Source organism: Fischerella muscicola PCC 7414 (assembly GCF_000317205.1).
In the GTDB taxonomy this organism is placed as follows: domain Bacteria; phylum Cyanobacteriota; class Cyanobacteriia; order Cyanobacteriales; family Nostocaceae; genus Fischerella; species Fischerella muscicola.
On record NZ_AJLK01000118.1, the window covers coordinates 1 to 15,514 of the forward strand.

Here is a 15,514-nt window from a genome sequence, read left to right on the forward strand (position 1 = left end):
ATCAAGCTGTACCTCGTACATCACCTTACTCTACAGTTCCCGCAGTCCCCAGCACACCACTAAACCAACAAGTTACACCTCCTACGCCACCTCCTCTTAAACAAGAGTCCTTATCAACGCCTGTAAATAAACCTACAGCACCATCATCAAAGATTAAAAATGATGACGATGCTGATGATGACGGTGGTAGAGATCAAGATGATCAGGATGATTAAACAACAGTGCTACTGTTTTTTGTGATGAACTTCAATCACTGTATGCACGTTACCGCGTGGGGCGAAATCAGCTTTGACAGTGATTTCTAAAGGATCACAAGCGGCGACAAAATCATCCAAAATTTGGTTAGCAGATTCTTCGTGAGAAATGTAGCGATCGCGGTAACTATTAATATAAAGCTTGAGTGCCTTTAATTCTACTACTTGTTGATCAGGTATGTAGGTAATATGAATGGTGGCAAAGTCTGGATAGCCGGAAAAGGGACATTTACATGTAAATTCCGGTAGTGTGATATCTATGTTATAGCGTCGTCCTACACGCGGATTTGGAAAGGTAATGAGTTTTCCTTCTGCGATTTCACGTTCGCCATACTTAATTTCTGGGCTTGGCTGTGATACACTTTCCGATAAAGAATTACTCATAATAAAAATTTCAAATTAGTAATTGGTCAATAGTCAATTGTCAGTGGACTTTTGACTTTTAACTTATAATTCTTCTGATTCCCAGTCAGGGCAATTCTCACCATCCCATCCGTAGGGATGCATACCACAGACTAACAAATTACCACCATAAGCTTGGCCGTGATAGTGGCAACAACCAATGCAAGCAGGATTTTTTTCTGCTGAGGGTTCAACTGGGTAGGGAAAAGCAGGATCTAAATCATCACCTACTATATCTTCTAATTCCCAGTACATCTCTAAAAATGGTTCAGTCAATTCCTGAAAATACTGATCCATTTCTACAGCAATTGTATTGTGCAACTGCTCAGTAACTTCTTCCGTAACTTCAAAAAATGCGTCTACCATATCACTCATCCCCAGGAAGAAGCGTTCTACTTCATCGCTTACTGTTTGTACCATTTCCCAAAAATCCTTTTGCCAATTTTCCATAAGATTAACGCCTTACTGGCTATATTCAAAAATATAAGTTCTGAGGGGTTGCGAGGGACCAGATCCCCGACTTTTTTAAAAAGTCGGGGATCTACAGCCGATCAAAATCAATGTGGTCGAGTACTAGTCTAATTTAGACATGCTTAAGGCAATTTCCTGAAGAGTAGTATCTTAAAGAAACTAAATATTCATCGACGTTAAATACTACCCCAGTGGCAGCAACGAACAACACCCTGAAGAACAGGTTTTAACTAAATTCTACGCCATATAGCAATGGGTTGATATCAGCAAGACAAAGCTAATATCAACCCAGCATAAATTTATTATTACTTATCACGTTGTAGACGCTTTAATTCGTTTTCTAATTCCAGAACTTGCTGGCGTAGTTGATCTACATTATCGTTATTCTCGGTTTGGGTATCTTTCGCCGTTGGCTGATCGTCTTCTTCGATAATTTCGATGCGGCGCGGTTCAGACGGAGTAGTCGTTTCTTCTGTTGTAGCAGCTGCTGATTGCTGCTGGGCTTGCTTCATCATATCTTCAACGAAGCGACGCGCTTCTTCTGTGGTCATTTCGCCCCGCGCCACCATTTCGTCTGCTAGCTTTTGGATTTGCGATCGCACGTCAGATAGTGTTCCGCCTGCTTTCTCGCCCGCGTAAGAAGCTAACCCAACACCAAGGTAAAAAGCTTTTTTAACAATATCTCCAAAACCAGCCATTACAGCTTTTACGCTCCTAGAAATAGGGCGACCCGGAGACTACGCCTACCATAAGCATCCCGTGTTGCTGCTACCTTCCGGTCCTGACAAGGTTTGGGCGTTACAGTCGCATAGATCCAGGTCTACAAATTAGCATAGCATTAAATATTGCATGTGTGTGTTATTCAACGACAATTTTCCATTCATATAGCTTATAGTTAACACAGTTGTTAATTACCAAAGGATCATTAGCTACAATTGCCTGTGCTTCTGCCATTGATGCAGCTTCAAACACCATCATGCCGCCTCCCATCTTTGCCCAGTAGCCAGTTTTAGCATTGTGTCCTTTAGCGATCAAATCTTTTACATAAGCTTTGTGAGCAGGTATATATTGGTCAAAGACCGATTTATCAACTTTACCTTCCTCAATCTTTACGAAAATCGGCATGTACTTGCATCCTCGCAAAATCTTATGCTGTAATATTTTCAAGATTAAAGTCTATGCGATCGCCAAACTGTAAGCTTCTCCACAGTGAACACTTGCTATGTAGTTCTCCACCATAAACTAAACTGAGATATAAAAAGACTAAATTATTAACTGATAACTGATTAAACTCCCTTGCAGAAATCACAAACTCTTTTTTTCATTGCCCTGCTGCCACCCCAAGAAATTCAAGATTATGCCAACCAAATTAAGCAGCACTTTGCCCTCCACTACGCTAGTCGTCACGCCCAAAAATCTCCGCCTCACATTACCCTACAACCACCTTTTGAATGGTCTGATCAAAACCTACCAGTATTAGAAGCATGTTTGCAGGAATTTGCCAGCAGCCAAAATCCGATACCAATTACCTTGAGTGGATATGGTGCTTTTGTTCCCCGTGTCATCTATATTAATGTGGTGAGAAGTCCAGAGCTATTGGCTTTGCAAGCGAATTTAATGACACACTTAGCCAATCAACTGGGAATTGTTGATCAGGTATCTCAAACTCGACCTTTCGCGCCTCATATGACAGTGGCTTTTAAAGATTTAACACGGCAGAATTTTAAAGCTGCTTGGCCTGAGTTTGAAAAGCGTGAGTTATATTTTGAATTTACAGCCGATAATTTGACGTTACTGCGACACGACGGTAAGCAGTGGCAGGTGAAAGCAGAGTTTCCATTTGTGATTGGCGCTAGTTGAAACACAGAGGGACGCAAAGTCAACGCACAGAGAAGTTTGAGCTAGGGTTTGGGGCGATCAAAGCTTCGGTGGGGACGCAGAGTTTTTATAGAGGGAATTCGCTAGGAATTGATGAAGCGGTTTACTTACCAAACTTCTGTTAAATCTAAGATAAATCCCGGTAGTACATCTTCACCTGATACATTACTGGGATGATCTAATACTTCTACATCTTGTGCTTGTCTGCATATTTCAACTTGGCGATTTTTTCGGTCATCAACCACCCTAATTTGGTTCCGTTTTCTATATATTCTTTCATTTTGTCCCGCAAAGTTTCTATACTGTCGCAGGGCGATCGCAATTTCACGACAAAATCTGGACATATAGGTGCAAAAGTTTCTTGTTCTTCTTTTGTGAGTTTTTCCCAGCGTTCCAATTTTATCGAAGCAGCATCAAAAGAGCGATCGGCCCCGTTTGGTAAGTGAAATCCTGTAGAGGAGTCAAATACTACTCCGAGTTTAGTCTGACGGTTTCATAACCAAACTTGCCCGACAATGTCTGTGTTTCTTTTTCCTGTATCACTTCCCGTAGGGGGAGATGGGAAGAAGCTGCAAAACACGGACACGAAGTGATTGAGTCTTTAATTGAATGGTATCAAGGGCAGGGGAAGCCTTTACCAGAAGCGATCGCTTTGCCACAAAATCCGTTAAAAGTGGCGTAAACTTTGACTACGTGGAGTAGAGATGATGTCTGTTGACTCGCGATTGCATGTCTACACATTCACTTCCACAAAACAGCGATCGCCTGCATTGTTTTAGGTTACGGGAGTGCAATCACATTCTTTGATTTCGCACTAGCAAACAATGAACTAAGAGGTTATTTATAAAGTAAAAATAAAATTTCTAACTACAATAGCAGTATATTCAATCATCCTAATTCTATGACGAACGTAGTAGTTAAACCATCATCTTGGCTGACAACTGGTATCCGAGTTGAAAAAGTCAATAATCTTAATCTTTTTAAATTTACGAAAGAACTAGGTGCGCGGATGCAAGAACTCCTAGATAAGAATTTATTCAGAAATCTCGACAACTTTGGGTCAAAGGTGGTTTTCATCCTCCTCCTGAAGATCCTCGACAAGAAAGTTAATGACACAAAAAGGCGATCGCCATTTTTGATTGAGGTAAATACAGGTGATCGCGTTACATCTCACGCCTATATTCTTCTAACAATTGCGGAATATAATCATACCCATCCACACCAATTACAGAAATAATTTTGGGGCGATTTTGCTGCAATGCATTTTGGAAAGCTTCTACCCCAAGTTGACCCTGTAATATTGTTAGTAACCTCGCCACTTTTCGCCATTCCTGGGAAGCTATCTGGTTTAACAAATACATTCCCAAACAACCTGTGTAAATTGCTCTAGCAAAATTTGCAGAGTTATAATTCGCTTCACCTAAATTAGCTAAATTCAATCCTTGGAGATATAAATCACCTGATATTTGTGCTGTTTTAAAGCCTTCTTCTAAATTTTTAATGGCGTTTTGGGAATCTCCAATTACCAAGTAAGCAATGCCCAAACTACTTAAACACAAAGCTTTACTTTGCACATCGCCTAATTGTTCTGATAGTTTTAAACCTTGTTGCAAATAGTGAATTGGCATTTCATAGGTTTCTGGTTCTATTTGCTCTTGTTGTTGAGCCTGTATGACTTCGCTGTAACCCAAGTTTACCAAGGCATAGGCTTCTCCTGTCCTATCCCCTGTTTGCCGACTCATGATTAATGCCCTTTGACTGTAATCTATTGCCTCTGCATACCTTTGCTGGGCTACACAAGTACGGCTAAGATGGTTGAGATTAGCTATTTCACAGGGGCGATCGCCTGCATGACGAGCAATCTCTAAAGCCTGTTGATGAAAGTTGATGGAACTTTCGTATTGTCCCAAAGCCCGTTGCGAATACCCTAAAATTGTTAATATCCGGGCTTTTTCTTGGGTTCCTTCGACTTTTCGCAATGGTTCATCCAGGTAATTCAAGGTATCGCGCAAGTAACTGCCAGAAAAGGAAGCGAAGATCCCACCATATAAAGGAAAATACTGAGCTTTGCTAAATAATCGTAAAATTTGTAACATCACCTGTGAAGCTGCATTACTGTAGATGATATCTTGACTAAAACCATTTGCCAGTTGACTCCAGATAACTGCAAAGGTCAAATATGTGGAAATAGAAAGCTTGGAACCAGCTTTAACATTGTAAGGTTGTTGGTCAAACCAGTGGACTAATCCCCGTTGCAGGTATTGTAAGATGAGTGTAATTTCCACCCAGTCTCTCAGGCTGATTTGGCGCTGCTGTCTAGCAAATTCAATCGCAGATTGTTCTGTTGCCAAGGCGCGAAATAGTGCATGGGGTAACTCGCTTTGTACTTGTTTTGCCCACGTTGCCCAAGGGCCACTTTCTTCTGGTATACCACCAAACCCCAAAGCTTCACGGTTTTGCTCATACATCCAGCTAACTAAATGGTCTTGTAGTCGCTGCCAAGATGCAACGCCACGGGCAATACCTTCGGAAATTTGCTGTAAATCAGAATCTGCTTGAGCAAACTGTTGTAAAGCTTTTGACAATTGCTGAAGTTGTTGTAGGTTGAGGCGATACTTGCTATTTGGATCTGTGACGCGTAAAAAGGTAGCCAGTCGTTCCTCGGTTGAGGCTGTAGTAATTTCTTTAACTGCTGTAGCTGTGGCTTCTGTGGCTTTATTTTGGTCTTGCACCCGTTGCCATTGACTTTGAATTGTTTTTATGGCCCTTAGACTACGGGTAGCTTTGGCTTTTTTGAGTTCGTCTTTTTCCTTGTCTACTTGCTGGTGAATGCTATTGAGGCGATCGCTCAATGCCAATTCAAAAATTTCTCCCGTTCCAGCCGTAACACCATTGAGCAACATTTGATACACTTGCTCAACAGAACTAATCTTGCCCTTGAGGGTAGTTTCAACAATTTCATCGACTAAAGCGAGGTAGCGATCGCGAACAGACACAGACTCAGACACATTCCAAACCAAGACACACTATGTCAATTCTAACAGCCACCAACTTTCACAGAAGCTATACGTGTGATTGCCAGTCTTGCTGGTTTTAAAACCTATTATTAGTGCTAAATATTTATAAACACTAATATTTTTCTCAATACTTGATGTCTTGGATAAGCAATAGGTATGCTTTCCATAGAGGTAAGGCTGCAATCAGTGATCAGGGATCAGTTATTGAGTAAATAAGTTGGCTGGTATCTGGATAACTGAAATAAATGTTAAATTCTGAAGGCAAAAAACGCGTGAACTTGGAACTGTCTACCCCTCTAGAATTAATGGGACGTTCAGCAGAATTTCAGCGAATAGTGGAAGTTCTGGCAGAAGATGGTGACTTGTTAATTGCAGGAGTACCAGGAAGTGGACGGCGTACTTTGGTACGGAGGGCTGCTTTAGCAGTGGGGGCAATTATCTTAGAGATAGACTGCATCCGCGCCACAGATGGAGAGAGATTTGTGCAGTTAATGGCGGAGGCGATCGCTCAAAACTTTGATGCAGTCAAAATTCAAGATTGGGTTGCTAGCAGTGGCAAAGAATTTTTTCGCTTCCAGATGCAAGAGAACTCCTCAATCCCCACTGGTAAACTAACACCAATGCGTTCCCTCAATCCAAAACAGCTGTGGCAAGCATTTGAGCTTTTGCTGGGATTACCCCAAATTTTGGCTGCATCTGAGAATCAGCGCGTGGTGATCATATTGCAGAGTTTCCCTCATATCCGCTCATGGGATCGTCACAGTTTATGGGAAGCTACATTCAGACGAGAAATTAATCAGCAAACTCATGTCAATTATGTACTTATAGCAACTATTGCCGAGACAACTCACCACTCCGAAGAGACTAACTACCCACTGGAGACTGTACAGTTAGCACCGTTAGCTAGAGATGTTGTAGCAGTATGGGCAAGGGAAATTTTACAGACAGTAGGACTAACATTTGATTCCCGTTCCAAAGCCATGCAACTATTTTTAGATGCTGTCCAAGGACACATCGGTGATGCAGTGGCAATTATTCGTCGTCTGCAAGCTTTACGTCGTCCTGATGGGTTAATTACTGAACAAGAAGTACAACAAGCGATTGAAGAACTACTTAAAGATTTATCTATTACCTTTGAGTCCTTACTAATGTTACTTCCAGGCAATCAAGTCCATCTTTTGGAATGTCTAGCCACAGATCCCACCGAAAAACCCCAAAGCAGAGAGTATATTCAAAAACATGGACTGTCCCGTGGTGGTAGTCTTCAGGGCGCACTCACTGGGCTTCAACACAAAGGCTTGATTTATGGTGCTGAACAACGGTATCAAATGGCACTGCCCTTATTGGCTTTGTGGTTACGTCAGCGTTTAAGTTGAAGAGTTAGTAGTTAGTGGTTAGTGGTGAGTCAGCGCGCCCCAAGGGGGGTCCCTCCCCCAACCCCAAAGGGGGCCCCTAGCCCCCAATCCCCAACGCCAGGTGCTTTATGCCGGGAAACCCGTCCACCGCACTGGCTCCTCCCTGTCGGTCGTGGGGACCGGTGAGTCCCCCATGAGCGACTGACGAACCCGTAGACACGTAGACGCGTAGACGCGAAGCGGCTTCCGCAGGTAGCGGCTTAAGGCAGGGTAGTGGCTTAAGGTAAGGGTAGGGTTAGTAGTAAATTTTTTACTACTTAATTTTGAATTTTGAATTGTTTTCCCCTCTCATTACCCATTACCAAACAGTTATTCAATTTGTGCAAATTTTTAGTTAGTAAAAATTGAACACAGATATTTCATCTGTGTTCATCTGTGTTCATCTGTGTTCGCAATTCTCATTTATCCAGCTAAAGGAGTTTACCCATGAAAGTTTACGAACTGCAAAGCAATGCTGGTATTGATGCTTTAAAACTAGTTGAAAAACCCGAACCAAAACCCCAAGCGGGACAAGTGCTTATTCGTGTTCGAGCTACGTCTTTAAATTACCGTGATTTAATTGTCGCAGAAGGAACCTATAACCCTACACAGAAATATCCTCTCATTCCCATGTCTGATGGTGCGGGTGAAGTCGTGGCGGTGGGAGAAGGTGTGACACGGGTTAAAGTGGGCGATCGCGTCGCTGGCATTTTCTTTCAAGACTGGATTTACGGTCAACTCACCCGCCAGAAAATGAAATCTGATTTGGGGAGTGGCATTGATGGGATGTTGGCTGAGTATATCGTTTTACACCAAGATGGATTAGTTATCTTACCCGCTCATCTCTCCTACGAAGAGGGTGCAACTTTACCCTGTGCGGCTGTGACAGCATGGCACGCAGTAGTAACTAAAGGTAACGTCAGTGCAGGCGAAACTGTATTATTACTTGGTACAGGTGGAGTATCTATATTTGCTCTCCAGTTTGCCAAAATACACGGAGCGAGAGTAATTATTACTTCTAGCAGTGATGAGAAATTAGCACGCGCCAGAGAATTAGGTGCTGACGAGACGGTTAACTATAAGATAACTCCCGATTGGGAAAAGCAAGTTTATGAATTGAGCGATCGCACTGGTGTAGATCATGTGGTAGAAGTCGGTGGCGCTGGCACTTTACCAAAATCTTTACAAGCAGTCCGAATTGGTGGACGCATTAGCCTAATTGGAGTGCTATCGGGTAGAGGAGAACAGGTAGATCCTTTACCAATACTTTTTAAAAGTCTAACAGCCCAAGGAATTTATGTAGGTAGCAGAGAAATTTTTGAGGATATGAATCAAGCCATTGCTCAGCATCAAATTAAACCTATCATAGATAGAGTATTTGGGTTTAATGAAGCACAAGAAGCCTACGCTTACTTACAAAGTGCGGCTCACTTTGGAAAAGTGGTGATTCAAGTTAATTCATGACAACTTGTGGTAGTTTGCTTATTTCTCATTACTCATTACCAAAACATTGCCAATGTAGAGAGCAAATTCACATTATGCTAGTAATCCACAGGTTTACAACCTAATTCTTCCAGCTTTACTATCATATCTTCGTAGTTTTTATAGTAGAAGTACTGGCGATTTTTTAAATCAACAACATAGTAGCCTTGTTGCCCGCCATAAAGCTCCAATAGTATGCTAAAAACCTCTTTTCTTGTTAATCCAAAATGTTCTTCAACGGAACCATGTATCAATTTCGCTGCTTCAATTTCTGATTGCTTCAGAGATTTTCCTAAAGTTAATGTAGTTTTTTCAATTAAAAAATCATTATCTTTTCTCCAGTATGTCACTATATGAAGTGGCCTAGTATAGGATTTTCTAGTAGGTATTTTTTTCAATTCCTCAGATGAATTGATGATTTGATACCTTTGAGTGAATTCTTCTTCCATACTTGCCTCTTAAGCTATTACCCCCACAAGGGCTAAAACTAGGCGTGGGGATAAATATTGAATTAGTTAGGACTTGGACTTACTTTGACCAGAGCCATTACCCTTTTCGTCTTTATCTTCTTTCACGATTTCTTCCCTCTCTACCGGATTACCTGAACTTTCTTCCATATATTCTCCGCCTCCTAAAGGAGTAAATTTCTCACCAATATTCCTTTCATTGGCTTTTCCGTTACTTTCACCTTCTTTTCTATTGCTCATATCTCAAATTCCGCGCGTTGCAATTGGATAACAAGAAAGTGGTAGCAAGTAACTTACTACCACAAAGTTTGGTGTGCAAAAACTTACACTGAGTCTTAGCCAAACTCAGAAAATTCACGGTCAAGCAAGCTGATCCACTGCTTTGCCCTTACAAAAATTATTTTGGCTGTTCTTCCAGAGGCTCTATATTCACCCGCTTTGAAATCCACTGCTTCTGGAACGAATATGATGCTGTTAATTGAACATAATATTATATTTGACCCTGTATAACTACAGGTTAAAAAAATTTTTGGGCATCGCTTGTTGTTGATAAGGCAGAAAGGGTAAGAATTTTTATGGTCTGTCAGGCGGCTAAGAATTGCAGGGCGAGATTAGTGCCGCAAAATCAAAACTTTTATGCCGAAGGGCTAAATGCTTCACGAATTGACCGACAGTACCATAAATTTCTGGGCAATCATTAATTCCGATTAATTTCTGATGGCGGTACAAAATTTAAGTTAATCGGAAGAGGTTGAGTTCGATGATCTCGAATAATCCGCAAAATGGAGATACCTGGAATTGTTTCCTCACAAGCATTTGCGGTACTTGATTCCGGAATATCTATAGGAATTCCACGTGCTTGTTTGAGTCTTTGTGCTAGGGTAAGCCTTCTATTTGTAGGCTGACAATTATCGTTTTGAGATGTTTGTTGTGCATCTTTATCATCAGGATCTGGGTCTGGATCTAGATCAGGATCTGGGTCTGGATTTAGATCAGGATCTGGGTCTGGATTTAGATCAGGATCTGGGTCTAAATCCTGATCTGGGTTTGGGTCTGGGTCTGGGTCTGGTCGGGGAACTTCGGAAACATTAATGGAACTACTTAAAGGTAGGCTTGGGTCATTGTATGAGCCACCAAGCGCTTGATTACTTCCCTCTGAAATGAAGATTTCCCCAGCTGTACCACTGACATTATCTGCTATGTTACCAGGGGCATATCCGGCAACGAAGTCTACACCCCTATGCTTAATATTGATTATGGCATTTGTTCCCGGTTCGGAACTGCCATTAAATCTAGAAGTTAAGATACTGGTTGGCACATTTGTAGGGCCACCAGTAGTAAAACTAAATGGGAATGTTTTTTCGGCCCTAAAAATACCACCTGCATCAATCGTAACACTAGCACCACTATCGGTGGTTCTTTGACCTTCACCAGTGATCGGGTTCAATCCCAAGGTATTGATGGTATCTACAACAATATTGCCATTCGTGGTTGTTAGGTTGACTGATCCTCTCTTTGTTGTGATATTCCCTGTCTTAATTTCTCCTGCGGCAGATAATACTACAGAGTCAGCAGGGAAAAGGTTAGAACCAGAACCAGAACCAAACTCGTCCGTACTAGGAAGCCCGACAGGAGTTTCAGCCGTGGTGATATCTCCTACTTCAATACTTCCGGGTAGGGTTACTATTTCTGGAGATTGTCCATTGGGGAATATGAAATTCGTTCCTTCAAAAGTTAGTCCAGGAGGGCTATCTGGGGAATATTGTAAATTCGTCACTCCAGCCCGTAAAATCACTGCTGGGCCTGTGTTCAAAATTGCTAAGTCTGGATCGCTACCTGTAGGGAAAGTACCAGCTTTCGTGATGTTGATGTTACCACCTTTAATGCTTCCGCCTGCCTCTACTTTCAAAGAACTGCCAGTGTAGTCACCAAAGCTGACATTACCATTAGAACTTATAATGCCATTGAAATTGAGAGTAGGATCGGGTTGGCTGTATGTTCCAGTTCCTGCGACTGAGAAATTACCACCACTGGCAATACGAGCATTACCAATGATATTACCATCACTAATCAGCTTAAAGTCGCCTCCACTACGAAGCAAAGATTCTGGACGACTCAAAGCTTGTATCTCGATACCCCCATTACCTTGAATCGTAATGTTACCTCTGGTTTGGATAATAGATGGCTGATCGGTTTCAGATAAATTTACAAGATTATTTGACTGTAGCAGTATATTTCCTAGAGATGAAAGATTGGTTCCTTTTAAAGTCAAGTCTCCCTGAGTATTCAAATTCAGGTTTCCTTGGGCAAATAGCTTAGAGTTTTCAGTTGTCAGAGTCTGCGCTGTTATGTTCAGATTTCCTTGTGTAGACTCCAGTGTGTCATTTTCAAATGTCAAGTTGTTGCCGATTAAATTCAAGTCGCCTATAACAGAAATGCTTTGAGAACCATCTATATTAATCTGAGGTGCATTTAGAGTCAGACTATTGGAATCTTGAGATGCTGCTATGGAGATCTCAATTTTGATATCATTTGTTGCTTCAATAGTCACATCTCCATCTTTTAGAGCTTCTACAATCTTTCCACTAGTAATAAAGAATGTGCCACCAGCATCTGTGTCGAGAATTTCTCCATCATCAAGTTCATTGTTATTTGTGTCTACAAAACCGCCGATAACAACACTTGTAGGATCTAATAGTAACTGTCCTACTTTGCCATTTGTCGCACCAACATTCACAAAACCATCAAAAGTTAAATTCTCTTTACCCGATATCTCGACAAATCCACCATCACCACTACTATTTCCACCACGGGCGCTCATATTTCCGTAGAAACGGGTTGTTCCATCTGCCCACGCAATCACACGCCCACCGTTACCATTTTCTAGTGCATCGGCATTAATTGTGGAGTTTCGATTGATAAATGTTTGGGAAGCATTTGGCACTGTTCCTTTACCCTGGTAATCACCGCCAATCAAAACAGTTCCACCACCATTTATACCAGAGGCGTTGATGTCGGCATCAACAAGACCGACTATATCCCCTAGTATATTGATATTTCCACCTGTTTCACCAGATACATTTATTTGATTAGTCACAACCGTAGTACCTGGTGTATTTGAAATTTTCACACCGGAACTTGTCAGCTTCACCACACCATTTTCTACATTTACACCAGTTGCGATACTGACATTACCCCCTGTCAACAATTCAGGTAACGCTTTTGGTGTAAAAGGCAAAGGGTTAATTGCTGCTTTTGTCTCTACAGGTAAAGCTAAACTCAACAAACTTCCTTCCGAGGTAATGCGAACTAACTTCTCTCCTTGTACAGCAGTAATGTTAATTTTGCCTCCTGGTGCATCTACTGTCCCTGTACTAATTACTGTTCCTCCCAGCAATGTCAGGTTTTGCCCTGAACCAACTTTAAGACTACCACCATTAATAATTGCTCCTCCTCCTGATTGAGTAAAAGCAAAAGCATCAGGTTTGCCAACTAAACTAGCGTAATCATTTGTACCAACAGCATTAAACCATTTATTATTAAACCCGATACCATTTGCTGTGGTAGCCGTAAACGCTGCTGGCACATTCAAGCTTGCACTAGGACCGAAAATAATGCCGGCGGGATTCATTAAAAACAGATTTGAGTTACCACCTGTCACTTTAATTAAGCCGTTAATTACCGAAGCTTCACCACCAGTGACTCGACCGAGAATATTCTGAATAGACGGGTTAGAAATAAAGTTAGCAGTTTGACCTTCATTTAGTCCAAATTTCTCGAAGCTGTGAAATAAGTTTGCATCTACTTGTTTGCCACCTTCGATATTAATAGTGTTATCAGTTTGGTTAACAACTGTACCTGTATCGTTGGGGGCTGGTGTAATTTGGGCTGTTGCTTTTGTTTGCAGTCCATCTAGGAAAAACGAACCGCAGAGGGCGCAGAGAACACTGAGGAACATCTGTGTGTATCTGTGTGCATCAGCGAAAAGTTTGATCGCCGGCTTCCGGCGTTCAAAGCTTTTCAAGAGGGTGTTTGATTTATAAAATATAGTTTTTGGCATAGTTTTCAACCACATCCAATAAAAATTAGTTTTATAAGCTACTAAATTTTAAGTAAAAACACTAGTAAGTGAGTAATGGGATGGTGGGTAACGCTGTCATTAACCCACCCGATGACTTGAATTTAATTCAACATCAAACTCCTCGTTAAAAGTTGTAATTGACACTAAAGTTAAAACCCCTGTCTTGGGCGTTGTTACCGCGATCGCTTAAATCTACAAAAGGAACTGCATAGTCAAATCGCATCAGTAACCGGGGTACGGGTTCCCAAATTAACCCTAAACCAGCAGATGCTAAAAATGTTTGATCGGGTAATCGGTTGGGATTTTCTGAGACGTTCCACACTGCACCCATGTCAACAAAGGGCGCTAGTTGCAGATTTGGCAGCCCACCTTGATCGCGTAAAATAGCTATCCGATCTTCGACTGAGAAACGAAAACCATTGTCGCCTGCACGGGCATTTTGGCGATAACCACGCAAAGACTGGCCGCCACCAATTAAAAATTGTTGTGAAGGTAGTAATGCATCTGGTGTAAGTTGGACATCAGCTTGGGCAATTAGTAGATTGTCTCTACCCAGGCGTTGCACCCTTTGAATTTGTCCTAGCCAGCTAAAGAAACTGCCATCAGGTGCAGAACTAGAGTTGCTTGTAGCATCGAAGACATCTAAACCGAAATTAAATTGCGATCGCACCGCCCACGCACCCTGTAGATCACGCTTGATGTAATCTTGCCCGAACTTCAACACCCGTGTTTTACTAGTACCGTCGTTATCAGGGCCGATACTTAAAGGTCTGGGTATACCTTGAACGACAAAGATATTCCGGCTATTGTGCAATGCAAATCCTAAAGATAGGGCAAATTCTTCGCGGGGAGTTCTAATAAAAGGTTGACGATAGCTGAGTTCATAAAGCTGGCTATCACCTGTAATATCTAATGCCGAAAATGGCGGTTGGGTGATTTCGCTATCAGTGGGAGAATAGCGTAACTGCAACGTGCCATTCATGGCATTCACTGGCACTCGGTAGATGAAGTCAAAGGAGTTGGAACCGCCTGTGATAGAACGATAATAGGAGGCGATCAGTTCATCACCTAAACCAGTAACGTTGCGGTAACTAATTGCACCACCAAAGCGTTCGGAACCCACAGCCGGCGGTGAGTAGTTATCAACTCCCACAACACCACTGATAGGATTAGCTTCTTTAACTCGGACTGTGAGAATACTTTGCCCGATGTTAGTTCCCCCTTTGAGAGTGGCTTCAACGTTAGTAAATAGGGGATCTTCTTTCAGGAGTCGTAGTTGATCTTCGATTTTATCGACTCTGAGTGGTTTACCTGTTGCTAATTTTACCCGGTTACGCACATAACTAGGATTCAGCCGTCGAGTCCCCTCGATTTCGATTTTTTCTAGAGAACCTTCTATAACTAAGATTTTGACTACACCATCAGTAATTGTTTGTTCGCCAAGAATTGCCCTAGAGGTAAGATAACCTTGATTTAAGTAAAGCTGAGTAATGTTATCTGCAACGCCTTGGAGTTCTTTGAGAGTTACTGATCGTCCCGCGAAAGGTTTGGTAATTGCGGCAATTTGATCTTGAGTAAGGATGGTGCTACCTACAACTTCGATTTTACTGACGGGTATGGTTATATTTGGCTGTTCTGGTGTTGGTGTTGGCGGTGGCGTTGGAACAGTTGGTTGTTGTTCTTCGCTGGGTGGTAGAGGTTGGGGTGTGGGTAAAGGTTGGGGAAACCGGTCTATATTCGGATTAGGTTTGGTGTCGGTGGGGACGGGGGATGTTTGGGCGATCGCACTTGAGGTTAGCAGGCAGAAGGCACAGATAATAAAGTAGGGATAAAGAATGAACCGCCATGACGCCAAGAACGCCAAGAATTTAGTTATATTGTTCACAGAGAAAATAAAATCATCGTGTAAGTATGGAATGCGTTTGTGTTTATGTTTAGCGATCGCATGATTACTACTGTCAATTATGTTTACAGTTAATCTTCTCAACCAAGTTTTGACAATTTTTGAATTTCTCAATTTATCTGACATTATTATTGTGGATTCTATATTTTTCAAATATTCAGTTAT

The 15,514-nt window shown here is 41.8% G+C and carries 14 protein-coding genes, 1 other RNA gene and 2 pseudogenes; 6 read left to right on the top strand and 11 right to left on the bottom strand.

Annotation, left to right across the window (positions count from 1 at the left end):
- Positions 1–215 (top strand): annotated as a pseudogene (locus UYI_RS0118655) (hypothetical protein); the annotation flags it as partial.
- A 9-nt stretch (positions 216–224) separates the two neighbouring features.
- On the opposite strand, the gene queF reads toward UYI_RS0118655, so the two are convergent.
- From queF to UYI_RS0118675, 5 genes are all read right to left on the bottom strand, one after another.
- Positions 225–638 carry a preQ(1) synthase gene (queF, locus tag UYI_RS0118660; protein WP_016868177.1) on the bottom strand — a complete coding sequence of 138 codons (414 nt, stop codon included), beginning with the start codon at positions 636–638 and terminating at the stop codon, positions 225–227.
- Between the two features lie 63 nt (positions 639–701).
- The gene (locus tag UYI_RS0118665) at positions 702–1,106 is read right to left on the bottom strand and encodes a hypothetical protein (protein WP_016868178.1); all 405 of its coding nucleotides are present in this window, start codon (positions 1,104–1,106) and stop codon (positions 702–704) included.
- Positions 1,107–1,432: 326 nt separating this feature from the next.
- Positions 1,433–1,825 carry a phasin family protein gene (locus UYI_RS0118670; RefSeq protein ID WP_016868179.1) on the bottom strand — a complete coding sequence of 131 codons (393 nt, stop codon included), beginning with the start codon at positions 1,823–1,825 and terminating at the stop codon, positions 1,433–1,435.
- Between the two features lie 26 nt (positions 1,826–1,851).
- An RNA gene (gene ffs, locus UYI_RS35010) (signal recognition particle sRNA small type) lies at positions 1,852–1,948 on the bottom strand.
- Between the two features lie 37 nt (positions 1,949–1,985).
- On the bottom strand, positions 1,986–2,252 hold the full coding sequence (locus tag UYI_RS0118675; RefSeq protein ID WP_016868180.1) for a YciI family protein: 267 nt from the start codon (positions 2,250–2,252) through the stop codon (positions 1,986–1,988).
- 171 nt (positions 2,253–2,423) lie between these two features.
- Here UYI_RS0118675 and UYI_RS0118680 point away from each other — a divergent pair, with 171 nt between their 5' ends.
- Entirely contained in the window at positions 2,424–2,987 is a 564-nt protein-coding gene (locus UYI_RS0118680; protein WP_016868183.1) for a 2'-5' RNA ligase family protein, read from the top strand.
- 125 nt (positions 2,988–3,112) lie between these two features.
- Here UYI_RS0118680 and UYI_RS32880 read toward each other — a convergent pair.
- Positions 3,113–3,561 (bottom strand): annotated as a pseudogene (locus UYI_RS32880) (Uma2 family endonuclease); the annotation flags it as partial.
- On the opposite strand from UYI_RS32880, the gene UYI_RS36950 reads away from it, so the two are divergent.
- Together UYI_RS36950 and UYI_RS35015 are read left to right on the top strand one after the other, a co-directional pair.
- Positions 3,511–3,687, top strand: coding sequence for a hypothetical protein (locus UYI_RS36950; RefSeq protein ID WP_016868184.1), 177 nt, complete (start codon positions 3,511–3,513; stop codon positions 3,685–3,687). The pseudogene UYI_RS32880 and the gene UYI_RS36950 overlap by 51 nt on opposite strands.
- Positions 3,688–3,906: 219 nt before the next feature.
- Entirely contained in the window at positions 3,907–4,242 is a 336-nt protein-coding gene (locus UYI_RS35015) for a hypothetical protein (RefSeq protein WP_071588856.1), read from the top strand.
- On the opposite strand, the gene UYI_RS0118690 is transcribed toward UYI_RS35015, so the two are convergent.
- Complete coding sequence (locus tag UYI_RS0118690) at positions 4,169–6,013, bottom strand: tetratricopeptide repeat protein (protein WP_026086040.1); 1,845 nt, start codon at positions 6,011–6,013, stop codon at positions 4,169–4,171. The genes UYI_RS35015 and UYI_RS0118690 overlap by 74 nt on opposite strands.
- A gap of 254 nt (positions 6,014–6,267) precedes the next feature.
- Between UYI_RS0118690 and UYI_RS0118695 the strand changes: the two genes are divergently transcribed.
- Both UYI_RS0118695 and UYI_RS0118700 read left to right on the top strand, forming a co-directional pair.
- Entirely contained in the window at positions 6,268–7,398 is a 1,131-nt protein-coding gene (locus UYI_RS0118695; protein WP_016868186.1) for a DNA polymerase III subunit delta, read from the top strand.
- Positions 7,399–7,863: 465 nt separating this feature from the next.
- Positions 7,864–8,880, top strand: a complete 1,017-nt coding sequence (locus tag UYI_RS0118700; protein WP_016868187.1) for a zinc-dependent alcohol dehydrogenase family protein — start codon at positions 7,864–7,866, stop codon at positions 8,878–8,880.
- A gap of 77 nt (positions 8,881–8,957) precedes the next feature.
- Here UYI_RS0118700 and UYI_RS0118705 read toward each other — a convergent pair whose 3' ends face one another.
- The 4 genes from UYI_RS0118705 to UYI_RS0118720 all read right to left on the bottom strand — a co-directional run bounded on the left by UYI_RS0118705 (position 8,958) and on the right by UYI_RS0118720 (position 15,475).
- Entirely contained in the window at positions 8,958–9,347 is a 390-nt protein-coding gene (locus UYI_RS0118705; protein WP_016868188.1) for a hypothetical protein, read from the bottom strand.
- 66 nt (positions 9,348–9,413) lie between these two features.
- Entirely contained in the window at positions 9,414–9,605 is a 192-nt protein-coding gene (locus UYI_RS0118710; RefSeq protein ID WP_016868189.1) for a hypothetical protein, read from the bottom strand.
- Between the two features lie 457 nt (positions 9,606–10,062).
- On the bottom strand, positions 10,063–13,425 hold the full coding sequence (locus tag UYI_RS38345) for a two-partner secretion domain-containing protein (protein ID WP_162140408.1): 3,363 nt from the start codon (positions 13,423–13,425) through the stop codon (positions 10,063–10,065).
- 145 nt (positions 13,426–13,570) lie between these two features.
- Positions 13,571–15,475: a ShlB/FhaC/HecB family hemolysin secretion/activation protein gene (locus UYI_RS0118720; RefSeq protein WP_016868191.1), complete on the bottom strand. Its 1,905-nt coding sequence runs from the start codon at positions 15,473–15,475 to the stop codon at positions 13,571–13,573.
- Positions 15,476–15,514: the final 39 nt, after the last annotated feature.

Bases quoted from the DNA above. Each gene is read 5' to 3' on its own strand.
- queF (WP_016868177.1), bottom strand. From the start codon at position 638: ATGAGTAATTCTTTATCGGAAAGTGTATCACAGCCAAGCCCAGAAATT.
- UYI_RS0118665 (WP_016868178.1), bottom strand. From the start codon at position 1,106: ATGGAAAATTGGCAAAAGGATTTTTGGGAAATGGTACAAACAGTAAGC.
- UYI_RS0118670 (WP_016868179.1), bottom strand. From the start codon at position 1,825: ATGGCTGGTTTTGGAGATATTGTTAAAAAAGCTTTTTACCTTGGTGTT.
- UYI_RS0118675 (WP_016868180.1), bottom strand. From the start codon at position 2,252: ATGCCGATTTTCGTAAAGATTGAGGAAGGTAAAGTTGATAAATCGGTC.
- UYI_RS35015 (WP_071588856.1), top strand. From the start codon at position 3,907: ATGACGAACGTAGTAGTTAAACCATCATCTTGGCTGACAACTGGTATC.
- UYI_RS0118695 (WP_016868186.1), top strand. From the start codon at position 6,268: ATGTTAAATTCTGAAGGCAAAAAACGCGTGAACTTGGAACTGTCTACC.
- UYI_RS0118700 (WP_016868187.1), top strand. From the start codon at position 7,864: ATGAAAGTTTACGAACTGCAAAGCAATGCTGGTATTGATGCTTTAAAA.
- UYI_RS0118705 (WP_016868188.1), bottom strand. From the start codon at position 9,347: ATGGAAGAAGAATTCACTCAAAGGTATCAAATCATCAATTCATCTGAG.
- UYI_RS0118710 (WP_016868189.1), bottom strand. From the start codon at position 9,605: ATGAGCAATAGAAAAGAAGGTGAAAGTAACGGAAAAGCCAATGAAAGG.
- UYI_RS38345 (WP_162140408.1), bottom strand. From the start codon at position 13,425: ATGCCAAAAACTATATTTTATAAATCAAACACCCTCTTGAAAAGCTTT.
- UYI_RS0118720 (WP_016868191.1), bottom strand. From the start codon at position 15,475: ATGTCAGATAAATTGAGAAATTCAAAAATTGTCAAAACTTGGTTGAGA.